Below are 22,514 nucleotides of genomic sequence, written 5' to 3'. Positions count from 1 at the left end.
CGGTGGTCCTTCCGTCTGTCCCACCCGCTCCACCCGCCGGATCGACGGATGTGGATTGTTGTGGATTTCTGTTGCTTTGTGTTGTTCTACGCGTTAACGTGACGTCACGTCAAGCACCTTGACGAAAAAGTCCTCACCAACGTGTCGCCTCCGTCACGGTCAGGAGTCAGATGAGCACCACCGGTACCCCCGTCGTCCCCGGTGTGGGAGCCGGCCCCGTCGTGCGGCCGGGCGCCCGCACCGAGGCCCCCGCCGACGAGGCCTTCGTCGACCGCGACACGACCGTCGCGGCCTTCGCCGCCGCGGCCGCGACCGTGGCCGAACGGCTCACCGCTCGCGCGAGCCACGCCTCCGGCGCCGCCGCCGAGGTGCTGCAGGCCACGTCGGCCATGGCGACCGATCGGGGCCTGGCCACCTTCGTCGCGAAGCACGCCGACGGCGCGGGACCGGCGACCGCCACGACGCTCGCGGTCACCGACCTGGCCGCCATGTTCACCGCGGCCGGCGGGCTGATGGCCGAGCGGGTGACCGATCTGCACGACGTCCGCGACCGCGTGGTCGCGGAGGTGCTCGGGGTGCCGGAGCCGGGCGTGCCGGAGCCCGAGGTGCCGTCGGTGCTGTTCGCCGACGACCTCGCCCCCGCCGACACCGCGGGTCTCGACCCGGCGCGCATCGTCGCGATCGCGATCCGCCTCGGCGGCACCACGAGCCACACCGCGATCATCGCGCGCCAGCTCGGCATCCCGTGCGTCGTCGGGGTCAGTGACCTTCCGCTCGACCTGCCCGCGGACGGCACCGCCCGGGCCCTGGTCGACGGCGCGACGGGCGAGGTCGTGCTGGACCCCGACCCCGCCGACGTCGAGGCACGGCGCGCCGCCGACGACGAGCGCCGCGGCGCGGTCGCCGCGTGGGGCGGGCCGGGCGCGACGTCCGACGGCCACGCCGTCCAGGTGCTCGCCAACGTGCAGGACGGCGCGGGGGCCCGCCGGGCCGCCGCGCAGCCGATCGAGGGTTTCGGCCTCTACCGGACCGAGCTGAGCTTCCTGGACCGCGGCACCGAGCCCACGGTCGACGAGCAGGCCGCGATCTACCGCGAGGTGTTCGCTGCCGTGGGCGCCGGGCAGAAGGTCGTCGTGCGCACGCTCGACGCCGGCTCGGACAAGCCGCTGCAGTTCGCCGACATGGGCGACGAGCCCAACCCGGCCCTGGGCGTGCGCGGACTCCGGATCGCCGAGTCGCGCCCCGAGCTGCTCGACCACCAGCTCGACGCGGTCGCCGCCGCGGCCGCGGACAGCGAGGCCGACGTGTGGGTCATGGCCCCGATGGTCTCGGTGACGCCGGAGGCCGCGGCCCTGGCCGAGCGCATCCACGCTCGTGGCCTCCAGGCCGGGGTCATGATCGAGACGCCGTCGGCCGCCCTGCTCGCCGATCGCATCCTCGAGCACGTCGACTTCGTCTCGATCGGCACGAACGACCTGAGCCAGTACACGTTCGCGGCCGACCGGATGTCAGCGGCGCTCGGTCACCTGACCGATCCGTGGCAGCCGGCCCTGCTGATCCTGATCGAGCAGGTCGCGGCCGCCGGACGCCGGGCGGGCAAGCCCGTGGGCGTCTGCGGAGAGGCGGCGGCTGATCCAGTGCTCGCATGCGTGCTGGTCGGCCTCGGGGTCACCTCGCTCTCCTGCGCCGCCACGGCCGTGCGCGCCGTCGGCGCCCAGATCGGCGCCGTCACGCTCGAGCAGTGCCGCGCCGCAGCGCACGCCGCGCTCCTGACCGACACCCCCGAGGATGCCCGCACCGCAGCCCGCGCCGCCCTCGCCTGAGCCGTCCCCAGCCGAGCGAGCGGTGACCTACGCGCCGAACTCACGCCGAGCGGTGAGTGGTGCGCCGAATTCGCCCTCGATTCGGCGCACCACGCACCGCTCCGCCGGGGTTTGGCGCGACACTCACCGCTCGGGGCGGGAGATCACTCGGCCCGGGTGATGGGGAACAGGATCGCCTCGCGGATGCCGATGCCCTGCAGCAGCATCACGAGCCGGTCGACGCCCAGGCCCACGCCGCCGGCCGGGGGCATGCCGAACTCGAGGGCGCGCAGGAAGTCCTCGTCGACGTCCATCGCCTCCGGATCGCCCGCGGCCGCGAGGCGCGCCTGCTCCTCGAGCCGCTCGCGCTGGATGACCGGGTCGTTGAGCTCGGAGTACGCCGGGGCGAGCTCGACCCCGTTGATGATGAGGTCCCACGCCTCGACGAGCCCGGGCGTCGATCGGTGCTTCTTGGCCAGCGGCCGCACCGACTCGGGGTAGTCGCGCACGAACGTGGGCTGGATCAGCGTGTGCTCGACGAGCTTCTCGTACAGCTCGAGCACGACCTGGCCCGCGTCCCAGCCGGGCTGGAGGGCGACGCCGCGCTGGTCGGCGATCGTGCGCAGCGACTCGACCGACGTCGAGGTGTCGACGGGTCGGCCGACGGCGTCGCTCACGAGCTGGTGCACCGTGGCGTGACGCCACTCGGCCTCGAGGTCGATCGTCGAACCGTCGCGGGCCGGCACGACCGTGCGACCCACGGCCCGGGCCGCGTTGACGACGAGGTCGCGGGTGAGGGCGGCCATCGAGTCGTAGTCGCCATAGGCCTCGTACGCCTCGAGCATCATGAACTCGGGGTTGTGCGTGTTGTCGACGCCCTCGTTGCGGAAGGTCTTGCCGATCTCGTAGACGCGGTCGATACCGCCCACGAGCGCCCGCTTGAGGTGGAGCTCGATCGCGATGCGCAGCAGTGCCGGCTCGTCGAAGGCGTTGACGTGGGTCGAGAACGGTCGCGCCGCCGCCCCACCGTTGGTGTGCTGCAGGACAGGAGTCTCGACCTCGACGTACTCGCGGCCGTCGAGCGTGGCCCGCAGCGACTGCAGGACCTTCGCCTTGACGCGCACGTTGTCACGCGCCTCCGGCCGCACGATGAGGTCGACGTAGCGCAGTCGGGTGCGCGCCTCGTCCGACAGCGGCCGGTGCTCGTTCGGGAGCGGCCGCAGCGTCTTGGCGGCGAGGTCCCACGAGGTGGCCGCGACGCTGAGCTCGCCGCGGCGGCTCGTGATGATCTCGCCCGTGACCGACAGGTGGTCGCCGATGTCGACCAGTCGCTTGAAGTCCGCGAGCGACTCCTCCCCCACCTCGGCGAGCGACAGCATCGCCTGCAGCTCGGTGCCGTCTCCCTCACGCAGGCGGGCGAAGCACAGCTTGCCGGTGTTGCGCTGGAAGATCACGCGGCCCGTGATCGAGACGATCTCGCCCGAGTGGTGGTCGGGACCGAGGGCCTCGGCGTCGTACCCGTCGACGATCGCCCGGAGCGTGTGGGTCCGCGGGACCGAGATCGGGTACGGCGCACGGCCGGAGTCGATGAGCTCCTGCCGCTTGTCGCGGCGGATGCGCAGCTGCTCGGGCAGGTCGTCCTCGGGCTCGGACACAGGTACGTCGGTCACGTCGCCAGCGTAGTGGTGCGACGCCCGTCACCTGGGAGTCGCGTCAGCGCTTGGACGCCTGCGAGCCGGAGATCTTGATCCAGACCAGCAGCACGATGACCGCGCCGATGACCGACCCGATGATGCCCGACGTCCGCAGGGAGGCGTCGGCGTTGAACAGCAGGTTGCTGAGGAAACCGCCCACGAACGAGCCGATGATGCCGACCAGGATCGTGGCGGGGATCGAGATGTTCTGGCGGCCGGGGACGAGCAGGCGCGCGAGGGCGCCGGCGATCAGGCCGACGATGAGCAGCCCGAGGATGAAACCGATCATGAGAAGCTCCTTCGAGCCATGGGGGGTGTGGTCGCGCGGGGCGCGGGCACAGAAGAGGGCCCGGGCGAACCCGGACCCTCAGCGGTGTGGCTGACCTACTTGAACGCGTCCTTGATGTTCTCGCCCGCGTTCTTCAGGCTGCCCTTCGTCTGATCCTTCTTGCCCTCGGCCTGAAGGTCCTGGTCGTCGGTGGCGTCTCCCGCCTTCTCCTTGGCCTGGCCCGTCAGCTTCTCGGCGGTGTTCTCGGCCTTGTCGGCGATACCCATGGTTCCTCCGATCAGTCACGGCCGGCGTGTCCGGCCCTCACCTCCACGGTAGGTCGGTGGTGGGCGCCCGCAACTCGGTGCCGAGCGTTGTCGCGCCGGGTAGCGTCGACTCCGATGAGCAGGCACCGGACCGACCGGCGGATCACCGCAGGTCTTGTGGTCGGCACCGTCGCGATCGCGCTGGCGGTCGCCGCGACGGTCGCCGCGAACCGTCCTGCCCAGTCGTCGGACGCCTCGACCACCCCGGCGGAGACGACCCGGACGCAGGAGTCCGCCCCGGCGGCCTCCTCCGCCCCAGCACCGACCGAGCCCGATCCGGAGGCGACCCCGACCGACCACCTCGGCGGAGTCTCCTTCGACTCCGAGGGCGTGCTCCACATCGACGGACACGTCGTGGTCAACAAGTCCTTCGCGCTGCCGGAGACCTTCGGGCCCGGCGGCCTGCACCCCGACCTCGTCGGCGCGTTCGACGCGATGGCTGCCGAGGCCTCGGCGGCCGGCATCTCGCTGCGCATCGTGTCGGGCTACCGCAGCTTCGCGCACCAGGCGGACAACTACACGCGCCGGGTCGCCTCGGTCGGCCAGGACGCGGCTGACCGAGGCATGGCCCGCCCCGGGCACTCCGAGCACCAGACCGGTCTGGCGATCGACGTCAACGACCTCTCCACGAGCTTCGGGCAGACCCCGGCCGGACAGTGGGTCGCCGCGAACGCCCACCGGTTCGGCTTCGTGATCCGCTACCCGGAGGGCAAGGAAGCGGTCACCGGGTTCAAGTACGAGCCGTGGCACCTGCGGTACTTCGGCGTCGAGCTCGCCACCGAGCTGGCCACCTCAGGTCTGACGTTCGAGGAGCACTTCGGCCTGCCGTCGTCGTACTGAATCCTCGGGCGGCGTCAGGAGGCGTGATTGCGCTCGTGGACGAGGCGCAGGCCCGTCAGCGTCAGCCACGGATCACGGTGCGTGATGGTGCGGCAGTGGTCGATCACGACGTCGGAGTACGCCCCCGTGGCGATCACGGCGACGTCGTCGACCTCGGCGTCGAGGGCCTCGACCATGCGCTCCACGAGGCCGTCGACGAGGCCGGCGAAGCCGTAGACGGCACCGGACTGCACGGCCTCGACCGTGTTCTTGCCGATGACGCCCCGCGGGATCGCGAGCTCGACACTGCGCAGCTGGGCGCCCCGACGGGCGAGCGCCTCCAGCGACAGCTCGATCGCCGGCGCGATCGCGCCGCCCACGTAGCGGTTGGCCTCGTCCACGACGTCGAAGATCGTGGCGGTTCCGTTCATGTCGACCACGACGGCGGGCCCGCCGTAGAGCTCGGAGGCGGCGAGGGCGTTGACGATGCGGTCGGCGCCGACCTCGCGCGGGTTGTCGGTGTGGATCGGGATGCCGGTCTTGACCCCCGGGCCCACGATCGAGACCGGCAGCGCCGCGTAGTGGCGCTCGAGCATCGTGCGCAGCTCGACCTGGATCGCGGGCACGGTGCAGCACATCGCCACGGCCTCGACATCGGCGAGCCCGGCCGAGCGCACGAAGCCGAGCGCCAGCAGGTACCACTCGTCGGCCGTGCGGCGCGCGTCGGACGAGACGGTCCAGTGGTTGACCAGCTGCTCGCCGTCGAAGACCCCGATGACGGTCTGGCTGTTGCCGACGTCGAGGGTCAGGAGCGTCACGCGCGGCCTGAGACCAGCGGGTTGCTCTTCAGACCGGTCGCCCGGGGCCCGACGCCCCCGCCCGGCACGTCGCTGCCGAGCGTCACGTCACCGCGGATCAGGCCGGTGGCCGGGAGCGCCTCGGCCGGGTCGGAGCCCGTGCCGATGATGCCGTTCTCGGCGTCGACGAAGACCACGTTCGGCTCGAAGGTGCGCGCCTCGGCGTCCTCCATCTGGCCATAGGCGATGAGGATCACCAGGTCCCCCGGCTGCACGATGCGGGCGGCGGCGCCGTTGATGCCGATGACGCCCGAGCCGCGCTCCCCCTCGATCACGTAGGTGACCAGGCGGGCGCCGTTGTCGATGTCGACGATGTGCACCTGCTCGCCCGGGAGGAGATTGGCGGCGTCGAGCAGGTCGGCGTCGACCGTGACCGAGCCGACGTAGTGCAGGTCGGCCTGCGTCACGGTGGCGCGGTGGATCTTGGAGGTCATGAGGGTGCGGAGCATGGTCAGCTTCCTTCCGGGGGGTTCCCCGGGGCGTCGGCCCCGAGGGTGAGAGCGCAGTTGTCGAGGAGTCGGGGCTTGCCGACACGGGCGGCGATGAGCAGTCGCGCCTCGCCCGGCCCGGGATCGCCCAGGTCGGGCGAGGTGACGGCGACGTAGTCGGGCTCGACGCCGAACGCGGCCAGTCGCGCCGTCGCGGCCGCGCGGACCGCGTCCGGGCCCGCCGAGGCGGCGGCCGTGCCGGCTGCGAGCGCCTGGGACAGCGCGACCGCGCGCGTGCGCTCGTCGGACGTCAGGTAGCGGTTGCGCGAGCTCAGGGCCAGGCCGTCGGCCTCCCGCACCGTGGGGCAGCCGACGACCTCGACGTCGAGGCACAGCGCCTCGGCCATCAGGCGGATCAGCGTGAGCTGCTGGTAGTCCTTCTCCCCGAACACCGCGACGTCGGGGCGCACCAGGCCGAAGAGCTTGGCGACGACGGTCAGCACGCCGCGGAAGTGGGTGGGGCGCTGCGCGCCCTCGAGGATCGCGCCGAGCGGGCCCGGGTCGACCGTGACCTGGTCGTCGGTGCCGTGCGGGTACATCGTGGCCACGTCGGGAGCGAACACGACGTCGACCCCGGCCTCCTCGCAGCGCTGCAGGTCCTCGTCCCACGTGCGCGGGTACTCGCCGAAGTCCTCACCCGCCGCGAACTGCGTGGGGTTGACGAAGATCGACGCGACAAGCGTGTCAGCCAGCGGGCGCGCGTGCTTCATGAGCTGGACGTGGCCGTCGTGGAGGGCGCCCATCGTGGGAACGAGGGCGATCGTGCCGCCCACCGCCCGCAGCTCGGCGACGGTGCGGACGACCCGGGGCCCGGTGGCGCCGCTCATCGCTCGGCTCCTGCCGCCAGGGCGCCCCGCAGCGAGGAGGCCGCGGACTCGTCGATGCGCCCGTCGGCCAGTGCGCGCTCGATCGTGGCGGCCGAGAGGGCGGTGTACGTGGCGGCGACGTCGGCGTCGGCGATGGCGCCGACGTGAGCGGCGACCGTCTGGGCGTCTCCGCGCGCCACGGGCCCGGTGAGCGCAGCGTCACCGTAGGCGAGCGTGTTCGTGACGGAGGCCCGGACGAGCGGCTCCAGCACCGCGGACGGGTCGGCGACGCCGATCGAGCGCAGCAGGTCCATCGCCTGGTTCAGGACCGTGACGACGTGGTTGGCCCCGTGGGCCAGGGCTGCGTGATAGACCACGCGGTCGGCCTCCGCGACGTGCACGGGAGTGCCACCGACCGCCTCGGCGAGCGTCTCGACGGTGGCGCGGTCCGCGTCGGTCGTGGTGAGCCCGATGACGCACGGGCGGTCGACGTCGACGTCGCTGCCGGTGAACGTCATGGCCGGGTGGAACGCCGCGGTGCTCGCGCCGACCTCGGCGAGCGGCGCGAGCACGGCGCGACCGTGGCGTCCGCTCGTGTGGAGCACGAGCTGGCCCGGACGTACGTGCGGGGCCAGCTCCTGGGCGACCGCGGCGAGCGAGTCGTCCGGCACCGCGAGCACCAGGACCTCGCTCGCGCCGACGACCTCGACCGGGTCGAGCACCGGGACACCGGGCAGGAACGTGCGCGCGCGCAGCAGCGACGCCTCGGACCGGGCGGCGACCGCGACGACCGGGTATCCGGAGGCGCGCAGGCGGGCGCCCAGCACGGCACCGACTCGACCGGCGCCGACGATGCCCACAGGGGCAAGCGACATGATGTTGCCTTTCGTTCCAGTCCCCGAGGGGTACCAGACAAAGTGACGCGGTCAGTCTATCCCGGAAGGCACCCATCGCGACCATGACCCCGGTCACCTGCACCTGGATCGGCTCCGCAACAGGCGAGCGACAAACGGCCACGGACCACGAGCGCGGCCGGGGTGGGTCGCCACCCGCGCGTTAACGTCGTTCCATGAACCGCGAACCCACCCCCATGGACCGCGTCGCCGAGAGCTGGCTCGACACCCTGCTGGAGCTGCAGCCGGAGTGGCACGTGGAGCTGGGCAGGCCGGGGCGCGAGGGCGAGTACGCCGACCACTCCCCCGATGGCCACGCCGCTCTCGCCGCCGCAGCAGCCGCGACGCTCCGCACGGTCCGGGAGACCGAGCCGGTCGACGAGGTCGATCGAGTGACCCGCCTGGAGCTGGAGCGCACGCTCGAGCTGACCGAGGAGCAGTTCGCCTCGGGCGAGTGGCGCCGCGACCTGAACGTCATCGCCTCGCCCGCCCAGTCGCTGCGCGAGATCTTCGACCTCGTCCCCACGACGACCGACGACGACTGGCACCACGTCGCGCGCCGCCTGCGGAACGTCCCGGCGGCCGTCGACGGGTACGTCGCGACGCTGACCGACGGGATCCAGCACGGCCAGACCCCCGCCCTCCGCCAGGTCCGCGAGGTGCTGACGCAGACCCGCGAGCTCGCCGGGCCCGGCTCGTTCTTCCTCGGGCTCGCCGAGCAAGGGCCCGACGGTCAGCAGCAGGAGCTCCAGGCGGCGGCCGCCGACGCCGCCGCCGGGTACGCGCGGCTCAGCGAGTTCCTCGCGCACACCCTCGCACCGGCCGCGCGTCAGCAGGACGCGGTCGGCCGCGAGGCCTACGCCCTGGCCTCGCGGTCCTTCGTCGGCCTCGAGGTCGACCTCGACGAGACCTACGCGTGGGGCGTCGAGGAGCTCCGGCGCATGGTCACCGAGCAGGAGGAGGTGGCCCGCGAGATCGTGCCCGGCGGATCCGTCGCCGAGGCCATCGCGGCGCTCGACGCCGACCCCAGCCGCATCCTCCACGGCACCGACGCGCTGCAGGCGTGGATGCAGGACACGAGCGATGCCGCGATCGCGGCGCTCGACGGGGTGCACGTCGACATCGACCCCCGGCTCCGGGCGCTGGAGTGCCGCATCGCCCCGACCCAGACCGGCGGCATCTACTACACGCCGCCGAGCGAGGACTTCGCCCGCGCCGGGCGCATGTGGTGGAGCGTGCCCCCGGGCGTCACCGAGTTCGGCACCTGGCGCGAGCGCACGACGGTCTACCACGAGGGCGTGCCCGGCCACCATCTCCAGTGCGGCATCGCGGTGGCCGCGGCGGCGACGCTCAACGGGTGGCGACGGATCAGCTGGAACTCCGGGCACGGCGAGGGCTGGGCGCTGTACGCCGAGCGCCTGATGGCCGACCTCGGCTTCCTCGACGACCCGGGCGACCGGCTCGGGATGCTCGACGCACAGCGGCAGCGCGCCGCCCGTGTCGTGGTCGACATCGGCGTGCACCTGGGGCTGCCCAAGCCCGATGGCAGCGGTCCGTGGCGCGGCGACGACGTCCTGCCGTTCATGCGCCAGCACATGCACATGGACGAAGGATTCGTGCGCTTCGAGGCCAACCGCTATCTCGGCTGGGCCGGGCAGGCCCCGTCGTACAAGATCGGCGAGCGCGAGTGGACCCGCCTGCGCGACGACTGGGCCGCTGCGCGCGGCGCGGACCTGAGGCGGTTCCACGCCGACGCCCTGGCCCTGGGCGGCGTGGGCCTGGGCACGCTGCGCACGACCCTGCTGCCCTAGACGCGGGCGCAGTCAGCTGGGCGTCGGGCTGGCCGTCGAGCGGGATCCGTCGTCGCCCTCGTCCTCGTCGTCGTCGCTGGGCAGGCGGCACACCCGCTCCATGACCAGACCGGCGGCCACCAGCAGGGCGGCCGCGACGGCAGCGGCACCGCCGTGCACGACGCGGTCGCGGCCGTTGGCGGTCTCGAACAGGTCCAGGTAGACCAGCGCGAACCCGGCGTAACCACCGAGCAGCACCGCGCCGACCCGGGACGAGGCCTGGGCCAGGGCGAGGTGGAACAACGCACGGTCGGCGTTGACCCGCTGACGGTCCTCGTGGACGGCCTTCCAGGTGACCCTCGCGACGATCGCGACGAGGCCGGCGGCCCCGGCGAGCAGCAGCGCAGGACCCCAAGAGAGCAGCGGGACGTCGCCCCCCAGACGGCGGACCAGGACCGGGAGACCGGCCCCGATCACGAGCCCGGCGCTGACCAGGACGGCCAGCAGCCGGATCGAGGTCGGACGCACGGACCTCATCGGATCAGAGCAGGATCTCGAGATCCTCGCGCTTGACCACGCCGGAGGTGTCGACACCGCCGATGAGGTCGGCCACGAAGCCGTGCCCAGGGATCTGCCCCTCCGGGTCGATCTCGAGCCACGGCACGAGCACGAAGCCGCGCTCGTGGGCCCGCGGGTGCGGCAGCTGCAGCTGCTCGTCGGCCGCCACCCGCTCGCCGACCACGATGACGTCGACGTCGAGCGTGCGCGGCGCGTTGGCCTCGTCACGCTCGCGGCCGAAGGCGTCCTCGATCGCCAGGGCGCGGTCGAGCAGCGTGTGCACCGTGAGGGTCGTGTCGATCAGCACCACGGCGTTGAGGAACTTGTCCGAGCCGGCGGGAGCGCCCACGGGCTCGGTCTCGTAGACCGAGGAGATCGCGACGACCTGCACCTCGGGGGTGTCCTCGAGCGCCGAGACGGCACCCTGGAGGCGGGCATGGCGATCGCCGAGATTCGAGCCGATCGCGAGGACGGCCTGACGGATGGGACGCATGCCACCGGTCATGGTGTCCGCGTCCAGCACGTAGGGGGTGGGCGATTCGGTCACTGTCTGCTCCGCTCGATCGTGACGGCCACGTCGGTGAACGTGGGCGTGATGGGCGCGTTCGGCTTGTGCACCGTGACGCTCGCCCACTGCACGCGGGCGTCCGTCAGACACAAGTCCACCATACGCAGCGCCAGCGACTCAATGAGGTCCACGGGGGGACCCACGAGGATCGCGTGGATGCCGTCGGCCAGCTCGCCGTAGTGGACCGTCTCGGCGAGGTCGTCGGTGCGGCCGGCCGCCGTGAGGTCCAGCCCGAGCACGGCGTCGACGACGAACTCCTGCCCGTCGCGGCGCTCGTGGTCGAACACGCCGTGGTGGCCGAAGCCCCGCAGGCCGGTCAGCTCGATGCGGTCAAGACCGTCGGGGATCGTCACGCCTCCCCCTCCTCGCCGGCCTCGGCCTCGAAGTCGATGACGGGCGAGGCGTGGCGCGTGTGGAACAGCCACCGCCCCTGGCGCAGCACCAGGACGCTCGTGCTCGTGACCCGCCCCCCGGCAAAGCTCTCGGCGCTCTCCAGGCCGGTGCCCGACAGGATGTTCTCGGTGCACGTGACGATCGCCACGGCGCCGTCGGAGGTGTACGAGGCGTGCACGTCGGTCAGAAAGAACTGCAGGTAACCGGCCTGCGCCATGAGCATGGTCCACGACCGCAGGATCGTGGAGGTGCCCCGCACCGGCATCGTGCCCGGATGCGCGCAGGAGGTGTCAGGTCGGTCGATCCAGAGCGCCGCCATCAGGTCGACGTCGCCGGACTCGATCGACTCGTAGAAGCTGCGGTGGACCGCCAGCACGTCCCCGCTCATGTCTCACCCACCACTCGATCCTCGCAGACGACCGACCACCCGGACGCCGTCGGCCGAGGCGCGCACCTCGTGGACCCGGACGGCCCAGGCGCCGGCGCGGGCCGCCAGGACCGAGATCGCGGCGGAGGCGTCGTCGCGCTCGACGGCCGGGCGCAGCTCACCGCCCGTGGCGAGCAGCTCGCCGAGGAAGCGCTTGCGGCTCGCGGCCACCAGCAGCGGGTGCCCGAGCGAGGCGAACGTGCCGAGCGCCTCCAGCACCTCCCAGTTCTGCTCCCCGGTCTTCGAGAAGCCCAGGCCCGGGTCGACCACCAGCCGGTCGGGCCGGACCCCGGCCGCGAGCGCGCTGTCGACCTGCCGGCTGAGCTCGGCGCGGACGTCGGCCACGACGTCGCCGTACCGCGTGTGGTCGGCCTCCTGCATCGCGGCGGAGTGAGCGCGCCAGTGCATCACGACAAACGGAGCCCCGACGTCGGCCACGACCCGCAGCATGTCGGGATCGGCCCGCCCACCCGAGACGTCGTTGACCAGGGCGGCGCCGGCCTGCCACGCCGCCTCCGCCACACGGGCGCGCATCGTGTCGACCGAGACCGCGATGCCGTCGCCGGCAAGAGCCCGCACCACCGGCACGACCCGGTCGAGCTCGGTGGCCTCGTCGACCCGCTGGGCGCCGGGCCGGGTCGACTCCCCGCCGACGTCGACCAGGTCGGCCCCGTCGGCCACGAGCCGCCGACCCCGCGCGATCGCCGCGTCCGCGTCGAGCCACAGCCCCCCGTCGGAGAACGAGTCGGGGGTGACGTTGACGACGCCCATCACGAGGGTGCGCCCCGCGCGAGGGGCGCCGCCGAGACCGGGGATCTGCGGGCGGGTCACGTGCCCCTGATGAGGTTCATCGCCTCGGCTCGGGTCGCGACCTCGCGCAGCTGACCGCGGACGGCGCTCGTGATGGTCCTGGCCCCGCCCTTGCGGACACCGCGCATCGTCATGCACAGGTGCTCGGCCTCGATCACGACGATGACCCCGCGCGGGTCCAGCACCTCGATCAGGGCGTCGGCGATCTGCGTCGTGAGACGCTCCTGCACCTGGGGCCGGCGGGCGAACACGTCGACCAGGCGCGCGAGCTTCGAGAGCCCGGTGACATTGCCCTCGGCGGCCGGGATGTAGCCGATGTGGGCGACGCCGAAGAACGGCACCAGGTGGTGCTCGCACATGCTCCACATCTCGATGTCCTTGACGAGCACGAGCTCGTCGTGGCCGACGTCGAACGTGGCGCTGAGCACCGCGGCGGGGTCCTGGTCGAGGCCCGCCACGAGCTCGGCGTACGACCGCGCGACGCGGGCCGGGGTCTCGCGCAGCCCGTCACGATCGGGGTCCTCACCGATCGCGAACAGCAGCTCCCGCACGGCCGCCTCGGCGCGCGCCAGGTCGACGGCCACGGTCAGTCCGTGCCGTCGACGACGGGGCCGACGTCGACACCCTCGTCCGAGGTCGTGGGCTGGGGCGGCGCGATGACGACCGGCGGCTCCTGCGACGGCTGACGCGTGTCGGAGCCGGTCCACGGGGGACGGATCTCGCGGCGACGCAACGGCTCGAAGATGCGGGCCACCTGGGCCTTGTCGAGCGTCTCCTTCTCCATGAGCTCCACGACGAGCGCGTCGAGGACGTCGCGGTTCTCGTGGAGGATGTCGAAGGCCTCCTGGTGCGCGACGGCGATCAGGGCCGTGATCTCCTCGTCGACCGTGGCCGCGACCGACTCGGAGTAGTCGCGGCTGTGTCCCATGCCGGTGCCGGCGCCGAGGAACGGCTGGCTGTTGTCGCTGCCGAGCTTGATCGCGCCGATGCGGTCGCTCATGCCGTACTGCGTGACCATCGCGCGGGCCAGGCCCGTGGCCTTCTCGATGTCGTTGCCCGCTCCCGTCGTGGGGTTGTGGAACACAAGCTCCTCGGCCGCGCGACCGCCCATCATGTACGCGAGCTTGTCCTGCAGCTCGGCGCGCGTCTGGCTGTACTTGTCCTCGTCGGGCAGCACCATGGTGTAGCCGAGGGCCCGCCCGCGCGGCAGGATCGTGATCTTGTGCACGGGGTCGCTCTGCGGCAGCGCCGCGGCCACCAGCGCGTGCCCGCCCTCGTGGTAGGCCGTGACGAGGCGCTCGTTCTCGTTCATGAGTCGGGTGCGCTTCTGCGGGCCGGCCATGACGCGGTCGATCGCCTCGTCGAGCGCCTCGCTCGTGATGACCTTGTCGCCGTTGCGCGCCGTGAGGAGCGCCGCCTCGTTGAGGACGTTGGCCAGGTCGGCGCCGCTGAACCCGGGGGTCCGCTTGGCGACGCTGCCGAGCTCGACGTCGGGGCCGAGCGGCTTGCCGCGAGCGTGCACTTTGAGGATCGTCTCGCGACCCTTCAGGTCGGGCGCCTCGACACCGATCTGACGGTCGAAGCGGCCCGGCCGCAGGAGAGCCGGATCGAGCACGTCGGGCCGGTTGGTGGCCGCGATGAGGATGACCCCGCCGCGCACGTCGAAGCCGTCCATCTCGACCAGCAGCTGGTTGAGCGTCTGCTCGCGCTCGTCGTGGCCGCCGCCCATGCCGGTGCCACGGTGCCGGCCGACGGCGTCGATCTCGTCGATGAAGACGATCGCCGGCGCGTTGGCCTTGGCCTGCTCGAAGAGGTCGCGCACGCGACTGGCGCCGACGCCCACGAACATCTCGACGAAGTCGGAGCCGGAGATCGAGTAGAACGGGACGCCCGCCTCGCCGGCGACGGCGCGCGCGAGGAGGGTCTTGCCGGTGCCGGGCGGGCCGTACAGCAGCACGCCCTTGGGGATCTTGGCGCCGACGGCCTGGAACTTGGCCGGCTCCGCGAGGAACTCCTTGATCTCGCCGAGCTCCTCGATCGCCTCGTCACACCCGGCGACGTCGGCGAACGTGGTCTGCGGGGTGTCCTTCGTGAGCAGCTTCGCCTTGGACTTGCTGAACTTCATGACGCCACCGCCACCGCCCTGCATGCGGCCCATGAACCAGAACAGGACCAGGACGATCAGCAGGATCGGCAGGAGGGTGAACAGCAGCGACACGAACGTGTTGGTCGTGGGGTTCTCGACGTCGAAGCTCTTGAGCTTCTTGTCGGCCACCGCGGTCTCGGCGGACTCCACGAGACGGGCGCCCTGGTCGCCGAGCCACGTGGCCCGGACCTGCTCGTCGTCCTTCTTGAGGGTTGCCCGGATCTGCTGCTCGCCCTCGACGAACGTGACCTTCTCGACCTCGTCGTTGTCGAGGTACTTGACCATCGTGGAGGTCTCGACCTCGCGGTACCCGTCGGACGAGGACGAGAACTGCAGGATGCCGATCACGACGAGGGCAATGACGACGATCCAGAGCCAGGGGCCCTTCACGATCTTCTTGACATTCATGGGGCGTCAGCCCACCCTCTCCTCGGCGAATCGACGGTAGGTGAACGGTACACGCGCACAGGTCACGCGTGGGCAACGTCCGGGGGACCCGTCAGGTTCCCTGCGACGGGGCTCAGGGCCCGGCATCGCAGGACGGTTCAGCGGTACACGTGCTCGGCGAGCGTGCCGATGCAGCGCAGGTTGCGGTAGCGCTCGTCGAAGTCGAGGCCGTAGCCGACCACGAACGCGTTGGGGATGTCGAAGCCCACGTACTTGACGTCGACCTCCATCTGGAGGGCGTCGGGCTTGCGCAGCAGCGTGGCGATCTCGACCGAGGCCGGCTTGCGCGACTTCAGGTTGGCCACGAGCCAGGAGAGCGTGAGGCCGGTGTCGATGATGTCCTCGACGATCAGGACGTCGCGACCGCTGATGTCGGCGTCAAGGTCCTTGAGAATGCGCACGACGCCGGAGCTCTTGGTGCCCGACCCGTAGGACGAGACCGCCATCCAGTCCATCTGGACGTGCCGCTCGAGCGAGCGGGCCAGGTCGGCCATGACCATGACCGCACCCTTGAGGACGCCGACGAGCAGGACGTCGCGCCCCTCGTAGTCGGCCTCGATCCGCTGCGCCATCTCGCGCAGTCGGGCCTGGATCTGCTCCTCGGTGAAGAGCGTCTGGGTGAGGTCGAGATCGGCTTCGATGTCTGCGCGGTCCACGGGTTCAGGGTGCCACAGGGTCACGACGCCGGCTGGGTCGGGAGGAAGTGCAGGCGGTCGGCCTCGCGGGTGCACGCGATGCCGCCCGGCAGCTCGATCGTCCGTCCGCCTCGCGGGTCGGCCACGAGCGAGTCGAGTCGCAGGACGTGGGCCGCGGTCAGCTCGCCCGCCGACGCACCTGCCGCGAGCGCGAGGCGGTGCAGCGCCCGGGTCCGCACGGCCGGGTGCTGCACCGCGAGGTCGGCCACCGTCGGGTCGGGGTGGGCGTCGAGCCACCCGGAGGCCAGCGATTCCAGCAGCTCGGCATCGCGCGCCAGCTGCTCGGCCGTGCGGGCCAACGCCTCCGCGACCCCTCCGGCGAGCACGTCCTCCAGCAGGGGAAGCACCTCGTGCCGCACCCGCACCCGTCGGAAGCGGGGATCGGCGTTGTGCGGGTCGTGCCAGGGGTCGAGGCCGAGGGCCGCGCAGATCGACGCGGTCGCGGACCGCCGCAGGCCGAGGAAGGGCCGGCGCACGAGACCGGACCGCGGGGTCATCGCGGCGAGCGAGCGCGCCCCGGATCCGCGTCCGAGACCGAGCAGGACCGTCTCGGCCTGGTCGTCGAGGGTGTGCGCGAGACAGAGGGCGGCGGCTCCAAGCTGGGCGGCGTGCTCGCGCAGGGCTGCGTGCCGCGCGGCGCGGGCGGCAGCCTCAGGGCCGCCCTCCTGCCCGACCTCGACCGTGACGACCTCGGCCGCGAGACCGAGGTCGCGGCACTGCTCGGCGGCCCGCGCGGCCACGTCGGCCGAACCCGGCTGGAGGCCGTGGTCGACCACGACCGCCGTGACGTCCCAGGCGGCGCGACCGGCGACGAACGCGAGGCTCGCGGCGAGCGCGAGCGAGTCGGCACCGCCCGACACCCCGACGACGACCGCGCTGCCGGGTTCGACGTCGCTCAGCCCGTCGCGCACCGCGGCGCGACCTGCCGCCACCGCCGGGTCCAGCCGTCCTCCGCCCACGCCCCCACCCTCTCAGCCCGTACCGCTCGCGAGAGAGATTGTTGGTGGCGAGGAGCGACTTTGTTGGTGGTCAAGAGCGACTTTGTGCGAGGCCGGAGTCGCTGGCCGCAACGAACTCGCTCGCGACCACCAACAATCTCTCTCGTGACCACCAACAAAGTCTCTCGCGAGCGTCAGGCGTGGATGCGGGAGAGCCAGAGCTCGGGGTCGAGGATCTCCTCGTGGGAGGGAAGGGTCTCCGGGGAGGTCCAGACGGCGTTGAACCCGTCCATCCCGGCACGGTCGACCACAGCGCGGACGAACTCCGCGCCCTCCTTGTACTGGCGGAGCTTGCCCTCCATGCCGAGCAGCTTGCGCACCAGCCGGTCGACGGGGCTCGCCTTCTCGCGACGCTGCGTGAAGCGGCGGCGGATCGTCGCCACGGTGGGCACGACCTCAGGACCGACGCCGTCCATCACGACGTCCGCGTGCCCCTCGAGCAACGACATGACACCCGTGGCACGCCCGACGAGTCGGCGCTGCTCCTCGGTCTGGAACAGCTCCGTCAGGGACAGCTCGATCTCGCCGCGCAGGGCGCGACCGATCTGCTCGACGACGTGTGCCATCGACTCCGAGTCGGTCTGGTCGAGGAACTCCTGGACGATGCCGCGCAGGTGGTCGCGCAGCCACGGATTGGCCGTGAACTGCACCCGGTGGGTCTCCTCGTGCAGGCAGACCCACAGCCGGAAGTCGGCAGGGTCGACCTCGAGCTTGCGCTCGATCTGCACGATGTTCGGGGCCACCAGGAGCAGCCGACCGGGCTCGCCTCGCGGGCCCGTCCAGAACGGGTCGTACTGGCCGAGCACCCGACTCGACACGAGCGCGAGCACGGCCCCGAGCTCGGCACCGCTGACCGCTCCCCCGACGCGTCGCAGCATCGGGTTGCTGCGCTCGTCGAGCTTGTCGAGCGCCGGGCCGAGCAGGCCTGAGAACGAACCGAGGTTCGCCTCGATCCACCGCGGACGGTCGACCACGAGGATCGGTGTGGCGTCGGTGGGCGCCGCCAGTCCCGTGTACTCGCGCACCGGACCCTGTGACCTGGCGGCCGCGACCCTGAGCTGTTCGACGACCTCAGCGGCCTGACCGGGCGAGACGTCCGGGCCCGGACGGCTGAGCCGTGCTCCCGTGCTGCGGGCGAGCCGCCAGTCGATCATGCCCTTCAACCTACGGTCCCCGGCCCAAGTCTGCTGGCCCCCAACGCCGGGGCGGCGTGTTCAGGCCGCGCAGCCGCAGCTCGCGAGGGACGCGACCACGGCGTCGACCGCCGCCCTGGCGTCGAGCGCCTGGGCGATCTCGGCCTGGTCGACCATGACCGCGACGATCAGCACGACGCCGTCGGCCGTCGTGACCGTGCCCGCGAGCGAGTGCACCTGGTTGAGGGCGCCGGTCTTGACGCGGGCCAGTCCGCGGCCCGCGAGCCCGACGAACCGCTCCACGAGCGTCCCGGTGAACCCGGCGACCGGGAGGTCGGCCGTGAGCTGGGGGGCCGCGAGCTCCGCGGCGGCCACGACCGAGGTCAACGTCGAGGGCGCGATGCGGTTCTGCCGCGACAACCCGCTGCCGTCGCGCAGCACCAGTCCGGTCGTCTCGACCCCGCTGGCCTCGAGCGCCGCGATGACCGCGCCGGTGGCGCCCTCGAAGCTGGGGTCGACCCCGGCGCCCAGCGCGACGTGCCGTGCGATGACCTCGGCGGCTCCGTTGTCGCTCGTGACGGCCATCCGCTCGACCGCCTGCGCGACCGTGGGGCCTTCGACCTCGGCGACCGGCACCGCGTCGACGGGTGCCGGTGCAGGCTGGAGCTCGACGACCGTGACGCCGCGCTCGGCGAGCTGGGCGGCGAAGATGCCAGCGGCCGAGCCCGAGGGGTCCTCGACGCGGCGCTGGTCGACCCTGCCGCGGTCGACCCACAGGGCCGTGATCGGACTGACCTGGTTCTGGGCCGCGTAGGTGGGCTCCCACGCAGGGTTGTCGGCCGGACCGGTGAACAGCGTGTCGTCATAGGCCAGCCGCACCTGGGTCACGCCGTCGGCCACCAGGGCCTCGGCCGTGCGGTCGGCCAGCGTGCCGAGGTCGGCCGGGGCCGCGTACCCGCGATCGGCCGGCGTGGCCATGAGGTACGGGTCACCGCCGCCCACCAGGACCAGGCGATCCCCGTCGAGCACCGTGGTGGTGCGGAACCGCTCCTCCGGGTCGAGCGTCGTGAGCGCCGCGTACCCCGTCAGGAGCTTCGTGGTGGAGGCGGGGATAAAGGTGTCGGGCGAGGTCATCAGCAGCTCGTCGCCGTCGAGCTCGCGCACCGAGACACCGACGTGCGGACCGAGGATCGGCTGCCCGGCAGCCCCCTGCACCGCCTGGGTGACGGCTGCGGGGTCGGCCGTCGCCGACGGGATCGCCGAGACCGTCTGGTCCCCCGGCGCCGGCGCCTCCAGGTCCTCGGGCGCAGACACGTACCGGTCGCCGCAGTCGCCCCCGCAGAGGACGTCGTTGAGCGCCCCGCGCTGGTGCAGCACGACACCGCCGGCGACGGCACCCACCAGAACCACGACGGCGGTGACCCACGCCAGGGCACCGAGGACTCGCCTGGCGGCGCTTTTCCTCACCCGGTGGCTGCTGCGCGACGTCACATGGGCCAGACTATAGAGACGGTCTCCCGTCCCGGATCCTCGGAGCGGACGGCCACCGACGACTGACGACCTGCCGTGAGCGACTCCGGCCGGCCACCACCTGGAGGACATGTGATCTTCGACGTCACCGTGGAGATTCCCAAGGGCGAGCGCAACAAGTACGAGCTCGACCACAAGACGCATCGGCTCCGTCTGGACCGGACGCTGTTCACCTCGATGACCTACCCCGCCGACTACGGGTTCATCGACGACTCCCTCGGCAACGACGGCGATCCGCTGGACGCGCTCGTCGTGCTGCCGTTCCCGACGTTCCCCGGATGCGTCATCGAGTGCCGCGCGATCGGCATGTTCAAGATGACCGACGACGCCGGCGGCGACGACAAGATCCTCTGCGTGCCGGCCAGCGATCCGCGCCAGGTGCACCTGCAGGACATCACCGACGTCGCCGAGTTCGACCGCGGCGAGATCCAGCACTTCTTCGAGACCTACAAGGACCTCGAGCCCGGCAAGTTCGTCGAGAAGGGCTCCCTGTGGGTCGGCCGCGAGGAGGCCGAGGCCGAGATCCAGGCCAGCTTCCAGCGCTTCAAGGACAACGGGGGGTATTGAGCCTCCACCTCTGCATGACGAGGGCCCCGCAGCCGAGCTGCGGGGCCCTCGTCATGTCGTCAGCTGTTCTTGGCCCGGACGAGGGAGCGGATGGCAGCGGCGAACACGCTGACGTCGATCGAGGCGTCGAGCGAGCGCATCGCTCCCATCCCGATGCCGAGGCTCAGCAGCGAGGTGGCCGCCTGGTCCGGGGTCAGGGCGAGCTCGATGCCCTCCTCCTCGGCGATCTGCGCGATCAGACCGGCCGCCATCGAACGCATCTCGCGATGGCGCTTGACGAGCTCACGCGCGACGAACGGGCTGTGCCGGGCCGCGGCCGCGAACTCGACCTCGAGCGCGGTGTACCGGGGGTTGCCGACGCTGCGACGCGCCCACTCGACGAAGGCGTCGATGCGGCTGTCGAGGTCGGTGTGGGCGCTGAACGCCTCGACGATGCCCTCGATCTGCTCGGCGTGCATGCTGTCGAGCACCGCGAGGCACAGCTCCTCCTTGCCGGCGAAGTTCGAGTAGACCGCACCCTTGGAGAACCCGGCCGCGACGGCGACCCGGTCGAGCGGCGTGGCGGCGTAGCCCTCGGTCAGGAAGAGGTCGCGCGCGACCTCGACCAGACGCTCGCGCGTCTGCGCCTGGCGCTCGGCCCGGGTGATCCGCGTTCCGTCGACCGTCACGTCGTCCTCCTCACATCGGTGCCGTTTCGTCTTGGCGCGGCACTCAGATACCGATAGTATCTGAAACGTGATCAGCACCGACACCCTCATCATCGGCAGTGGCTTCTCCGGCATGGGCATGGCCATGAAGCTCCGCGAGGCCGGCCGCACCGACTTCCTCGTCCTCGAGAAGGCCGACGACGTCGGCGGCACGTGGCGCGACAACACGTACCCGGGCGCGGAGTGCGACGTCCAGAGCCACATGTACTCGTTCTCGTACGAGCTCAACCCCGAGTGGTCGCGCGAGTACTCCGGGCAGGCCGAGATCCACGCCTACATGCGCGACGTCGCCCAGAAGCACCGCCTCCACGAGGTCATCCACTTCAACACCGAGATGACCGGCGCAACGTGGGACGAGGACACCCAGCGTTGGACCGTCACCACCAACGGCGAGACGTACGAGACCCGCGTGCTCGTCTCGGGCATCGGCGGTCTGCACATCCCCAACATCCCGAGCATCGCGGGCGCCGAGTCGTTCCAGGGCGCTCGCTTCCACTCGGCCCAGTGGGACCACAGCGTCGACCTGACCGGCAAGCGGGTGGCGGTGATCGGCACGGGCGCCAGCGCGATCCAGTTCATCCCGCAGATCGCGCCGATCGTCGGCCAGCTCGACGTCCACCAGCGCACCGCACCGTGGGTCGTGCCGAAGTCGAACCACGACATCACGGGCAAGAAGAAGGCCTTCATCTCGAAGGTCCCCGGCGGCACCCGCGCCTACCGCAACCTGCACTACTGGATGAACGAGGCCACGCAGCTCGGCTTCACCGGACCGCTGCAGAACATCACCTCGGTCGTCGAGAAGAAGGTCTCGGGCTACATCCGCAAGACCGTCACGGATCCCGCGACGGCCGAGAAGCTCATCCCCGACTACCGGCTCGGCTGCAAGCGCGTGCTCAAGACCGACAACTACATCCCGGTCTACAACCGCGAGAACGTCGCGCTGATCGACACCGGCATCGAGGAGATCACGCCCACCGGCATCCGCACGAAGGACGGCGACTTCCGCGAGGTCGACGTCATCATCTACGGCACCGGCTTCCACGTGACCGACGCGTTCCAGTGGGTCCACGTCACGGGCGAGGGCGGCCGCGACCTGTCGCAGACGTTCGACGAGGGCGGCATCGAGACCTACAACGGCATCGCCGTGACGCACTTCCCGAACTTCTTCCTCCTGCTGGGGCCCAACACGGCACTCGGCCACAACTCGGTCGTGTTCATGATCGAGCAGCAGACCAAGTGGATCATCAAGCTGCTCCAGGCCATGGACGCCCGCGGCGCCGGGGCGGCGCAGCCCACGCCGCAGGCGCAGCGCGAGTTCAACGACCGGGTGCAGGAGAAGGTGTCGAAGGGCGTGTGGAGCCAGGGCGGCTGCACGAGCTGGTACCTCGACAGCCAGGGCAAGAACCGCACGATCTGGCCCGGGTTCACGTTCCGCTACTGGTGGCACCTCCGCCAGGTCCAGACCGACGACTTCATCTGGCACACCGCCGCGAAGCGGGAGAAGCAAGCCGCCTGACGCACCTTGAGGAGGTCCTCACTGAGGTCCCGTACGCCTCATAGGAGATTGGTTGAGGCGGAGCTGACGACGTCGTTCACCACGAGCACGGCGAAAAGTGGCCCCAGGTAGGCGAAGACCATCACTGCCCCGGGACGTAGCAAGTGCTCGATGGCGTCAGCGAGCCAGGCCTGGGCCGTGACGACTGCTCGGGACGGGTTCACGGCGTTTGCGCCGTTCGTTCCGCTCCCACCGGGGAGTTGTGTCGGCGCGCCTAGGTGTAACCGGTCATGAGGT

At 71.5% G+C, this 22,514-nt stretch carries 25 protein-coding genes; 5 read left to right on the top strand and 20 right to left on the bottom strand.

The window, feature by feature from the left end; all coding sequences use genetic code 11:
- Nucleotides 1–170 precede the first annotated feature (170 nt).
- A complete protein-coding gene (locus KAG51_RS09955; RefSeq protein WP_290583185.1) occupies nucleotides 171–1,823 on the top strand; it encodes a putative PEP-binding protein in 1,653 nt (550 codons plus the stop codon).
- A gap of 143 nt (nucleotides 1,824–1,966) precedes the next feature.
- Here KAG51_RS09955 and lysS read toward each other — a convergent pair whose 3' ends face one another.
- From lysS to KAG51_RS09940, 3 genes are all read right to left on the bottom strand, one after another.
- On the bottom strand, nucleotides 1,967–3,472 hold the full coding sequence (gene lysS, locus KAG51_RS09950; protein ID WP_290583183.1) for a lysine--tRNA ligase: 1,506 nt from the start codon (nucleotides 3,470–3,472) through the stop codon (nucleotides 1,967–1,969).
- Between the two features lie 43 nt (nucleotides 3,473–3,515).
- A complete protein-coding gene (locus tag KAG51_RS09945) occupies nucleotides 3,516–3,785 on the bottom strand; it encodes a GlsB/YeaQ/YmgE family stress response membrane protein (RefSeq protein WP_290583181.1) in 270 nt (89 codons plus the stop codon).
- Between the two features lie 95 nt (nucleotides 3,786–3,880).
- Nucleotides 3,881–4,051: a CsbD family protein gene (locus KAG51_RS09940; protein WP_290583179.1), complete on the bottom strand. Its 171-nt coding sequence runs from the start codon at nucleotides 4,049–4,051 to the stop codon at nucleotides 3,881–3,883.
- Nucleotides 4,052–4,165: 114 nt separating this feature from the next.
- On the opposite strand from KAG51_RS09940, the gene KAG51_RS09935 reads away from it, so the two are divergent.
- Nucleotides 4,166–4,930 (top strand): M15 family metallopeptidase, encoded by a 765-nt coding sequence (locus KAG51_RS09935; RefSeq protein WP_290583177.1) that lies wholly within the window; start codon nucleotides 4,166–4,168, stop codon nucleotides 4,928–4,930.
- A gap of 14 nt (nucleotides 4,931–4,944) precedes the next feature.
- On the opposite strand, the gene KAG51_RS09930 is transcribed toward KAG51_RS09935, so the two are convergent.
- Genes KAG51_RS09930 through KAG51_RS09915 form a run of 4 tightly spaced genes read right to left on the bottom strand, consistent with a single transcriptional unit; the run spans nucleotide 4,945 to nucleotide 7,935 of the window.
- Nucleotides 4,945–5,727, bottom strand: coding sequence for a type III pantothenate kinase (locus KAG51_RS09930; protein ID WP_290583175.1), 783 nt, complete (start codon nucleotides 5,725–5,727; stop codon nucleotides 4,945–4,947).
- On the bottom strand, nucleotides 5,724–6,215 hold the full coding sequence (panD, locus tag KAG51_RS09925; protein ID WP_300233768.1) for an aspartate 1-decarboxylase: 492 nt from the start codon (nucleotides 6,213–6,215) through the stop codon (nucleotides 5,724–5,726). The genes KAG51_RS09930 and panD overlap by 4 nt, the downstream gene beginning before the upstream one ends.
- 2 nt (nucleotides 6,216–6,217) lie before the next feature.
- Entirely contained in the window at nucleotides 6,218–7,081 is an 864-nt protein-coding gene (gene panC, locus KAG51_RS09920; RefSeq protein WP_290583173.1) for a pantoate--beta-alanine ligase, read from the bottom strand.
- Nucleotides 7,078–7,935, bottom strand: coding sequence for a DUF2520 domain-containing protein (locus KAG51_RS09915; protein ID WP_290583171.1), 858 nt, complete (start codon nucleotides 7,933–7,935; stop codon nucleotides 7,078–7,080). Before KAG51_RS09915 ends, panC begins: the two co-directional genes overlap by 4 nt.
- Nucleotides 7,936–8,129: 194 nt before the next feature.
- On the opposite strand from KAG51_RS09915, the gene KAG51_RS09910 reads away from it, so the two are divergent.
- Entirely contained in the window at nucleotides 8,130–9,764 is a 1,635-nt protein-coding gene (locus tag KAG51_RS09910; protein WP_290583169.1) for a DUF885 domain-containing protein, read from the top strand.
- Nucleotides 9,765–9,776: 12 nt separating this feature from the next.
- On the opposite strand, the gene KAG51_RS09905 is transcribed toward KAG51_RS09910, so the two are convergent.
- From KAG51_RS09905 to dacB, 11 genes are all read right to left on the bottom strand, one after another.
- Nucleotides 9,777–10,280, bottom strand: a complete 504-nt coding sequence (locus KAG51_RS09905; RefSeq protein ID WP_290583167.1) for a DUF3180 domain-containing protein — start codon at nucleotides 10,278–10,280, stop codon at nucleotides 9,777–9,779.
- Between the two features lie 4 nt (nucleotides 10,281–10,284).
- Nucleotides 10,285–10,848 carry a 2-amino-4-hydroxy-6-hydroxymethyldihydropteridine diphosphokinase gene (gene folK, locus KAG51_RS09900; RefSeq protein WP_290583165.1) on the bottom strand — a complete coding sequence of 188 codons (564 nt, stop codon included), beginning with the start codon at nucleotides 10,846–10,848 and terminating at the stop codon, nucleotides 10,285–10,287.
- Nucleotides 10,845–11,222, bottom strand: a complete 378-nt coding sequence (gene folB, locus KAG51_RS09895; protein ID WP_290583163.1) for a dihydroneopterin aldolase — start codon at nucleotides 11,220–11,222, stop codon at nucleotides 10,845–10,847. The genes folK and folB overlap by 4 nt, the downstream gene beginning before the upstream one ends.
- Entirely contained in the window at nucleotides 11,219–11,650 is a 432-nt protein-coding gene (locus tag KAG51_RS09890; RefSeq protein ID WP_290583161.1) for a nuclear transport factor 2 family protein, read from the bottom strand. The genes folB and KAG51_RS09890 overlap by 4 nt, the downstream gene beginning before the upstream one ends.
- Nucleotides 11,651–11,653: 3 nt before the next feature.
- A complete protein-coding gene (folP, locus tag KAG51_RS09885) occupies nucleotides 11,654–12,460 on the bottom strand; it encodes a dihydropteroate synthase (protein WP_290583513.1) in 807 nt (268 codons plus the stop codon).
- Between the two features lie 56 nt (nucleotides 12,461–12,516).
- Nucleotides 12,517–13,089, bottom strand: coding sequence for a GTP cyclohydrolase I FolE (gene folE / locus KAG51_RS09880; protein ID WP_363316165.1), 573 nt, complete (start codon nucleotides 13,087–13,089; stop codon nucleotides 12,517–12,519).
- Nucleotides 13,086–15,053, bottom strand: coding sequence for an ATP-dependent zinc metalloprotease FtsH (gene ftsH, locus KAG51_RS09875; RefSeq protein WP_290583157.1), 1,968 nt, complete (start codon nucleotides 15,051–15,053; stop codon nucleotides 13,086–13,088). Before ftsH ends, folE begins: the two co-directional genes overlap by 4 nt.
- A 137-nt stretch (nucleotides 15,054–15,190) precedes the next feature.
- Complete coding sequence (gene hpt / locus KAG51_RS09870) at nucleotides 15,191–15,748, bottom strand: hypoxanthine phosphoribosyltransferase (RefSeq protein WP_290583155.1); 558 nt, start codon at nucleotides 15,746–15,748, stop codon at nucleotides 15,191–15,193.
- A gap of 20 nt (nucleotides 15,749–15,768) precedes the next feature.
- Entirely contained in the window at nucleotides 15,769–16,746 is a 978-nt protein-coding gene (gene tilS / locus KAG51_RS09865) for a tRNA lysidine(34) synthetase TilS (RefSeq protein WP_290583153.1), read from the bottom strand.
- Between the two features lie 173 nt (nucleotides 16,747–16,919).
- Nucleotides 16,920–17,939, bottom strand: a complete 1,020-nt coding sequence (locus tag KAG51_RS09860) for a zinc-dependent metalloprotease (RefSeq protein WP_290583151.1) — start codon at nucleotides 17,937–17,939, stop codon at nucleotides 16,920–16,922.
- A 60-nt stretch (nucleotides 17,940–17,999) separates the two neighbouring features.
- Nucleotides 18,000–19,385, bottom strand: a complete 1,386-nt coding sequence (gene dacB, locus KAG51_RS09855; protein ID WP_290583149.1) for a D-alanyl-D-alanine carboxypeptidase/D-alanyl-D-alanine-endopeptidase — start codon at nucleotides 19,383–19,385, stop codon at nucleotides 18,000–18,002.
- Between the two features lie 135 nt (nucleotides 19,386–19,520).
- On the opposite strand from dacB, the gene KAG51_RS09850 reads away from it, so the two are divergent.
- Nucleotides 19,521–20,015, top strand: a complete 495-nt coding sequence (locus KAG51_RS09850; RefSeq protein ID WP_290583147.1) for an inorganic diphosphatase — start codon at nucleotides 19,521–19,523, stop codon at nucleotides 20,013–20,015.
- Nucleotides 20,016–20,074: 59 nt separating this feature from the next.
- Here the strand turns inward: KAG51_RS09850 and KAG51_RS09845 are convergent, their stop codons facing one another.
- Entirely contained in the window at nucleotides 20,075–20,683 is a 609-nt protein-coding gene (locus tag KAG51_RS09845; RefSeq protein ID WP_290583145.1) for a TetR/AcrR family transcriptional regulator, read from the bottom strand.
- A gap of 67 nt (nucleotides 20,684–20,750) precedes the next feature.
- Here KAG51_RS09845 and KAG51_RS09840 point away from each other — a divergent pair, with 67 nt between their 5' ends.
- A complete protein-coding gene (locus tag KAG51_RS09840; protein WP_290583143.1) occupies nucleotides 20,751–22,238 on the top strand; it encodes an NAD(P)/FAD-dependent oxidoreductase in 1,488 nt (495 codons plus the stop codon).
- 38 nt (nucleotides 22,239–22,276) lie between these two features.
- Here the strand turns inward: KAG51_RS09840 and KAG51_RS09835 are convergent.
- The coding region (locus KAG51_RS09835) for a hypothetical protein (RefSeq protein ID WP_290583141.1) at nucleotides 22,277–22,514 on the bottom strand (238 nt) is incomplete at its 5' end.

Origin of the sequence: Aeromicrobium sp., from assembly GCF_023146395.1 — a bacterium.
GTDB lineage: Bacteria > Actinomycetota > Actinomycetes > Propionibacteriales > Nocardioidaceae > Aeromicrobium.
Note: the sequence above shows the minus strand (reverse complement) of the source record. Positions and strands in the feature narration are given on the sequence as shown.

What these genes read in the sequence shown, in the direction of transcription:
- KAG51_RS09955 (WP_290583185.1), top strand. Translation starts at nt 171, where the DNA reads ATGAGCACCACCGGTACCCCCGTCGTCCCCGGTGTGGGAGCCGGCCCC.
- KAG51_RS09945 (WP_290583181.1), bottom strand. Translation starts at nt 3,785, where the DNA reads ATGATCGGTTTCATCCTCGGGCTGCTCATCGTCGGCCTGATCGCCGGC.
- KAG51_RS09940 (WP_290583179.1), bottom strand. Translation starts at nt 4,051, where the DNA reads ATGGGTATCGCCGACAAGGCCGAGAACACCGCCGAGAAGCTGACGGGC.
- KAG51_RS09935 (WP_290583177.1), top strand. Translation starts at nt 4,166, where the DNA reads ATGAGCAGGCACCGGACCGACCGGCGGATCACCGCAGGTCTTGTGGTC.
- panD (WP_300233768.1), bottom strand. Translation starts at nt 6,215, where the DNA reads ATGCTCCGCACCCTCATGACCTCCAAGATCCACCGCGCCACCGTGACG.
- panC (WP_290583173.1), bottom strand. Translation starts at nt 7,081, where the DNA reads ATGAGCGGCGCCACCGGGCCCCGGGTCGTCCGCACCGTCGCCGAGCTG.
- KAG51_RS09915 (WP_290583171.1), bottom strand. Translation starts at nt 7,935, where the DNA reads ATGTCGCTTGCCCCTGTGGGCATCGTCGGCGCCGGTCGAGTCGGTGCC.
- KAG51_RS09910 (WP_290583169.1), top strand. Translation starts at nt 8,130, where the DNA reads ATGAACCGCGAACCCACCCCCATGGACCGCGTCGCCGAGAGCTGGCTC.
- KAG51_RS09905 (WP_290583167.1), bottom strand. Translation starts at nt 10,280, where the DNA reads ATGAGGTCCGTGCGTCCGACCTCGATCCGGCTGCTGGCCGTCCTGGTC.
- KAG51_RS09890 (WP_290583161.1), bottom strand. Translation starts at nt 11,650, where the DNA reads ATGAGCGGGGACGTGCTGGCGGTCCACCGCAGCTTCTACGAGTCGATC.
- folP (WP_290583513.1), bottom strand. Translation starts at nt 12,460, where the DNA reads ATGGGCGTCGTCAACGTCACCCCCGACTCGTTCTCCGACGGGGGGCTG.
- ftsH (WP_290583157.1), bottom strand. Translation starts at nt 15,053, where the DNA reads ATGAATGTCAAGAAGATCGTGAAGGGCCCCTGGCTCTGGATCGTCGTC.
- KAG51_RS09860 (WP_290583151.1), bottom strand. Translation starts at nt 17,939, where the DNA reads ATGATCGACTGGCGGCTCGCCCGCAGCACGGGAGCACGGCTCAGCCGT.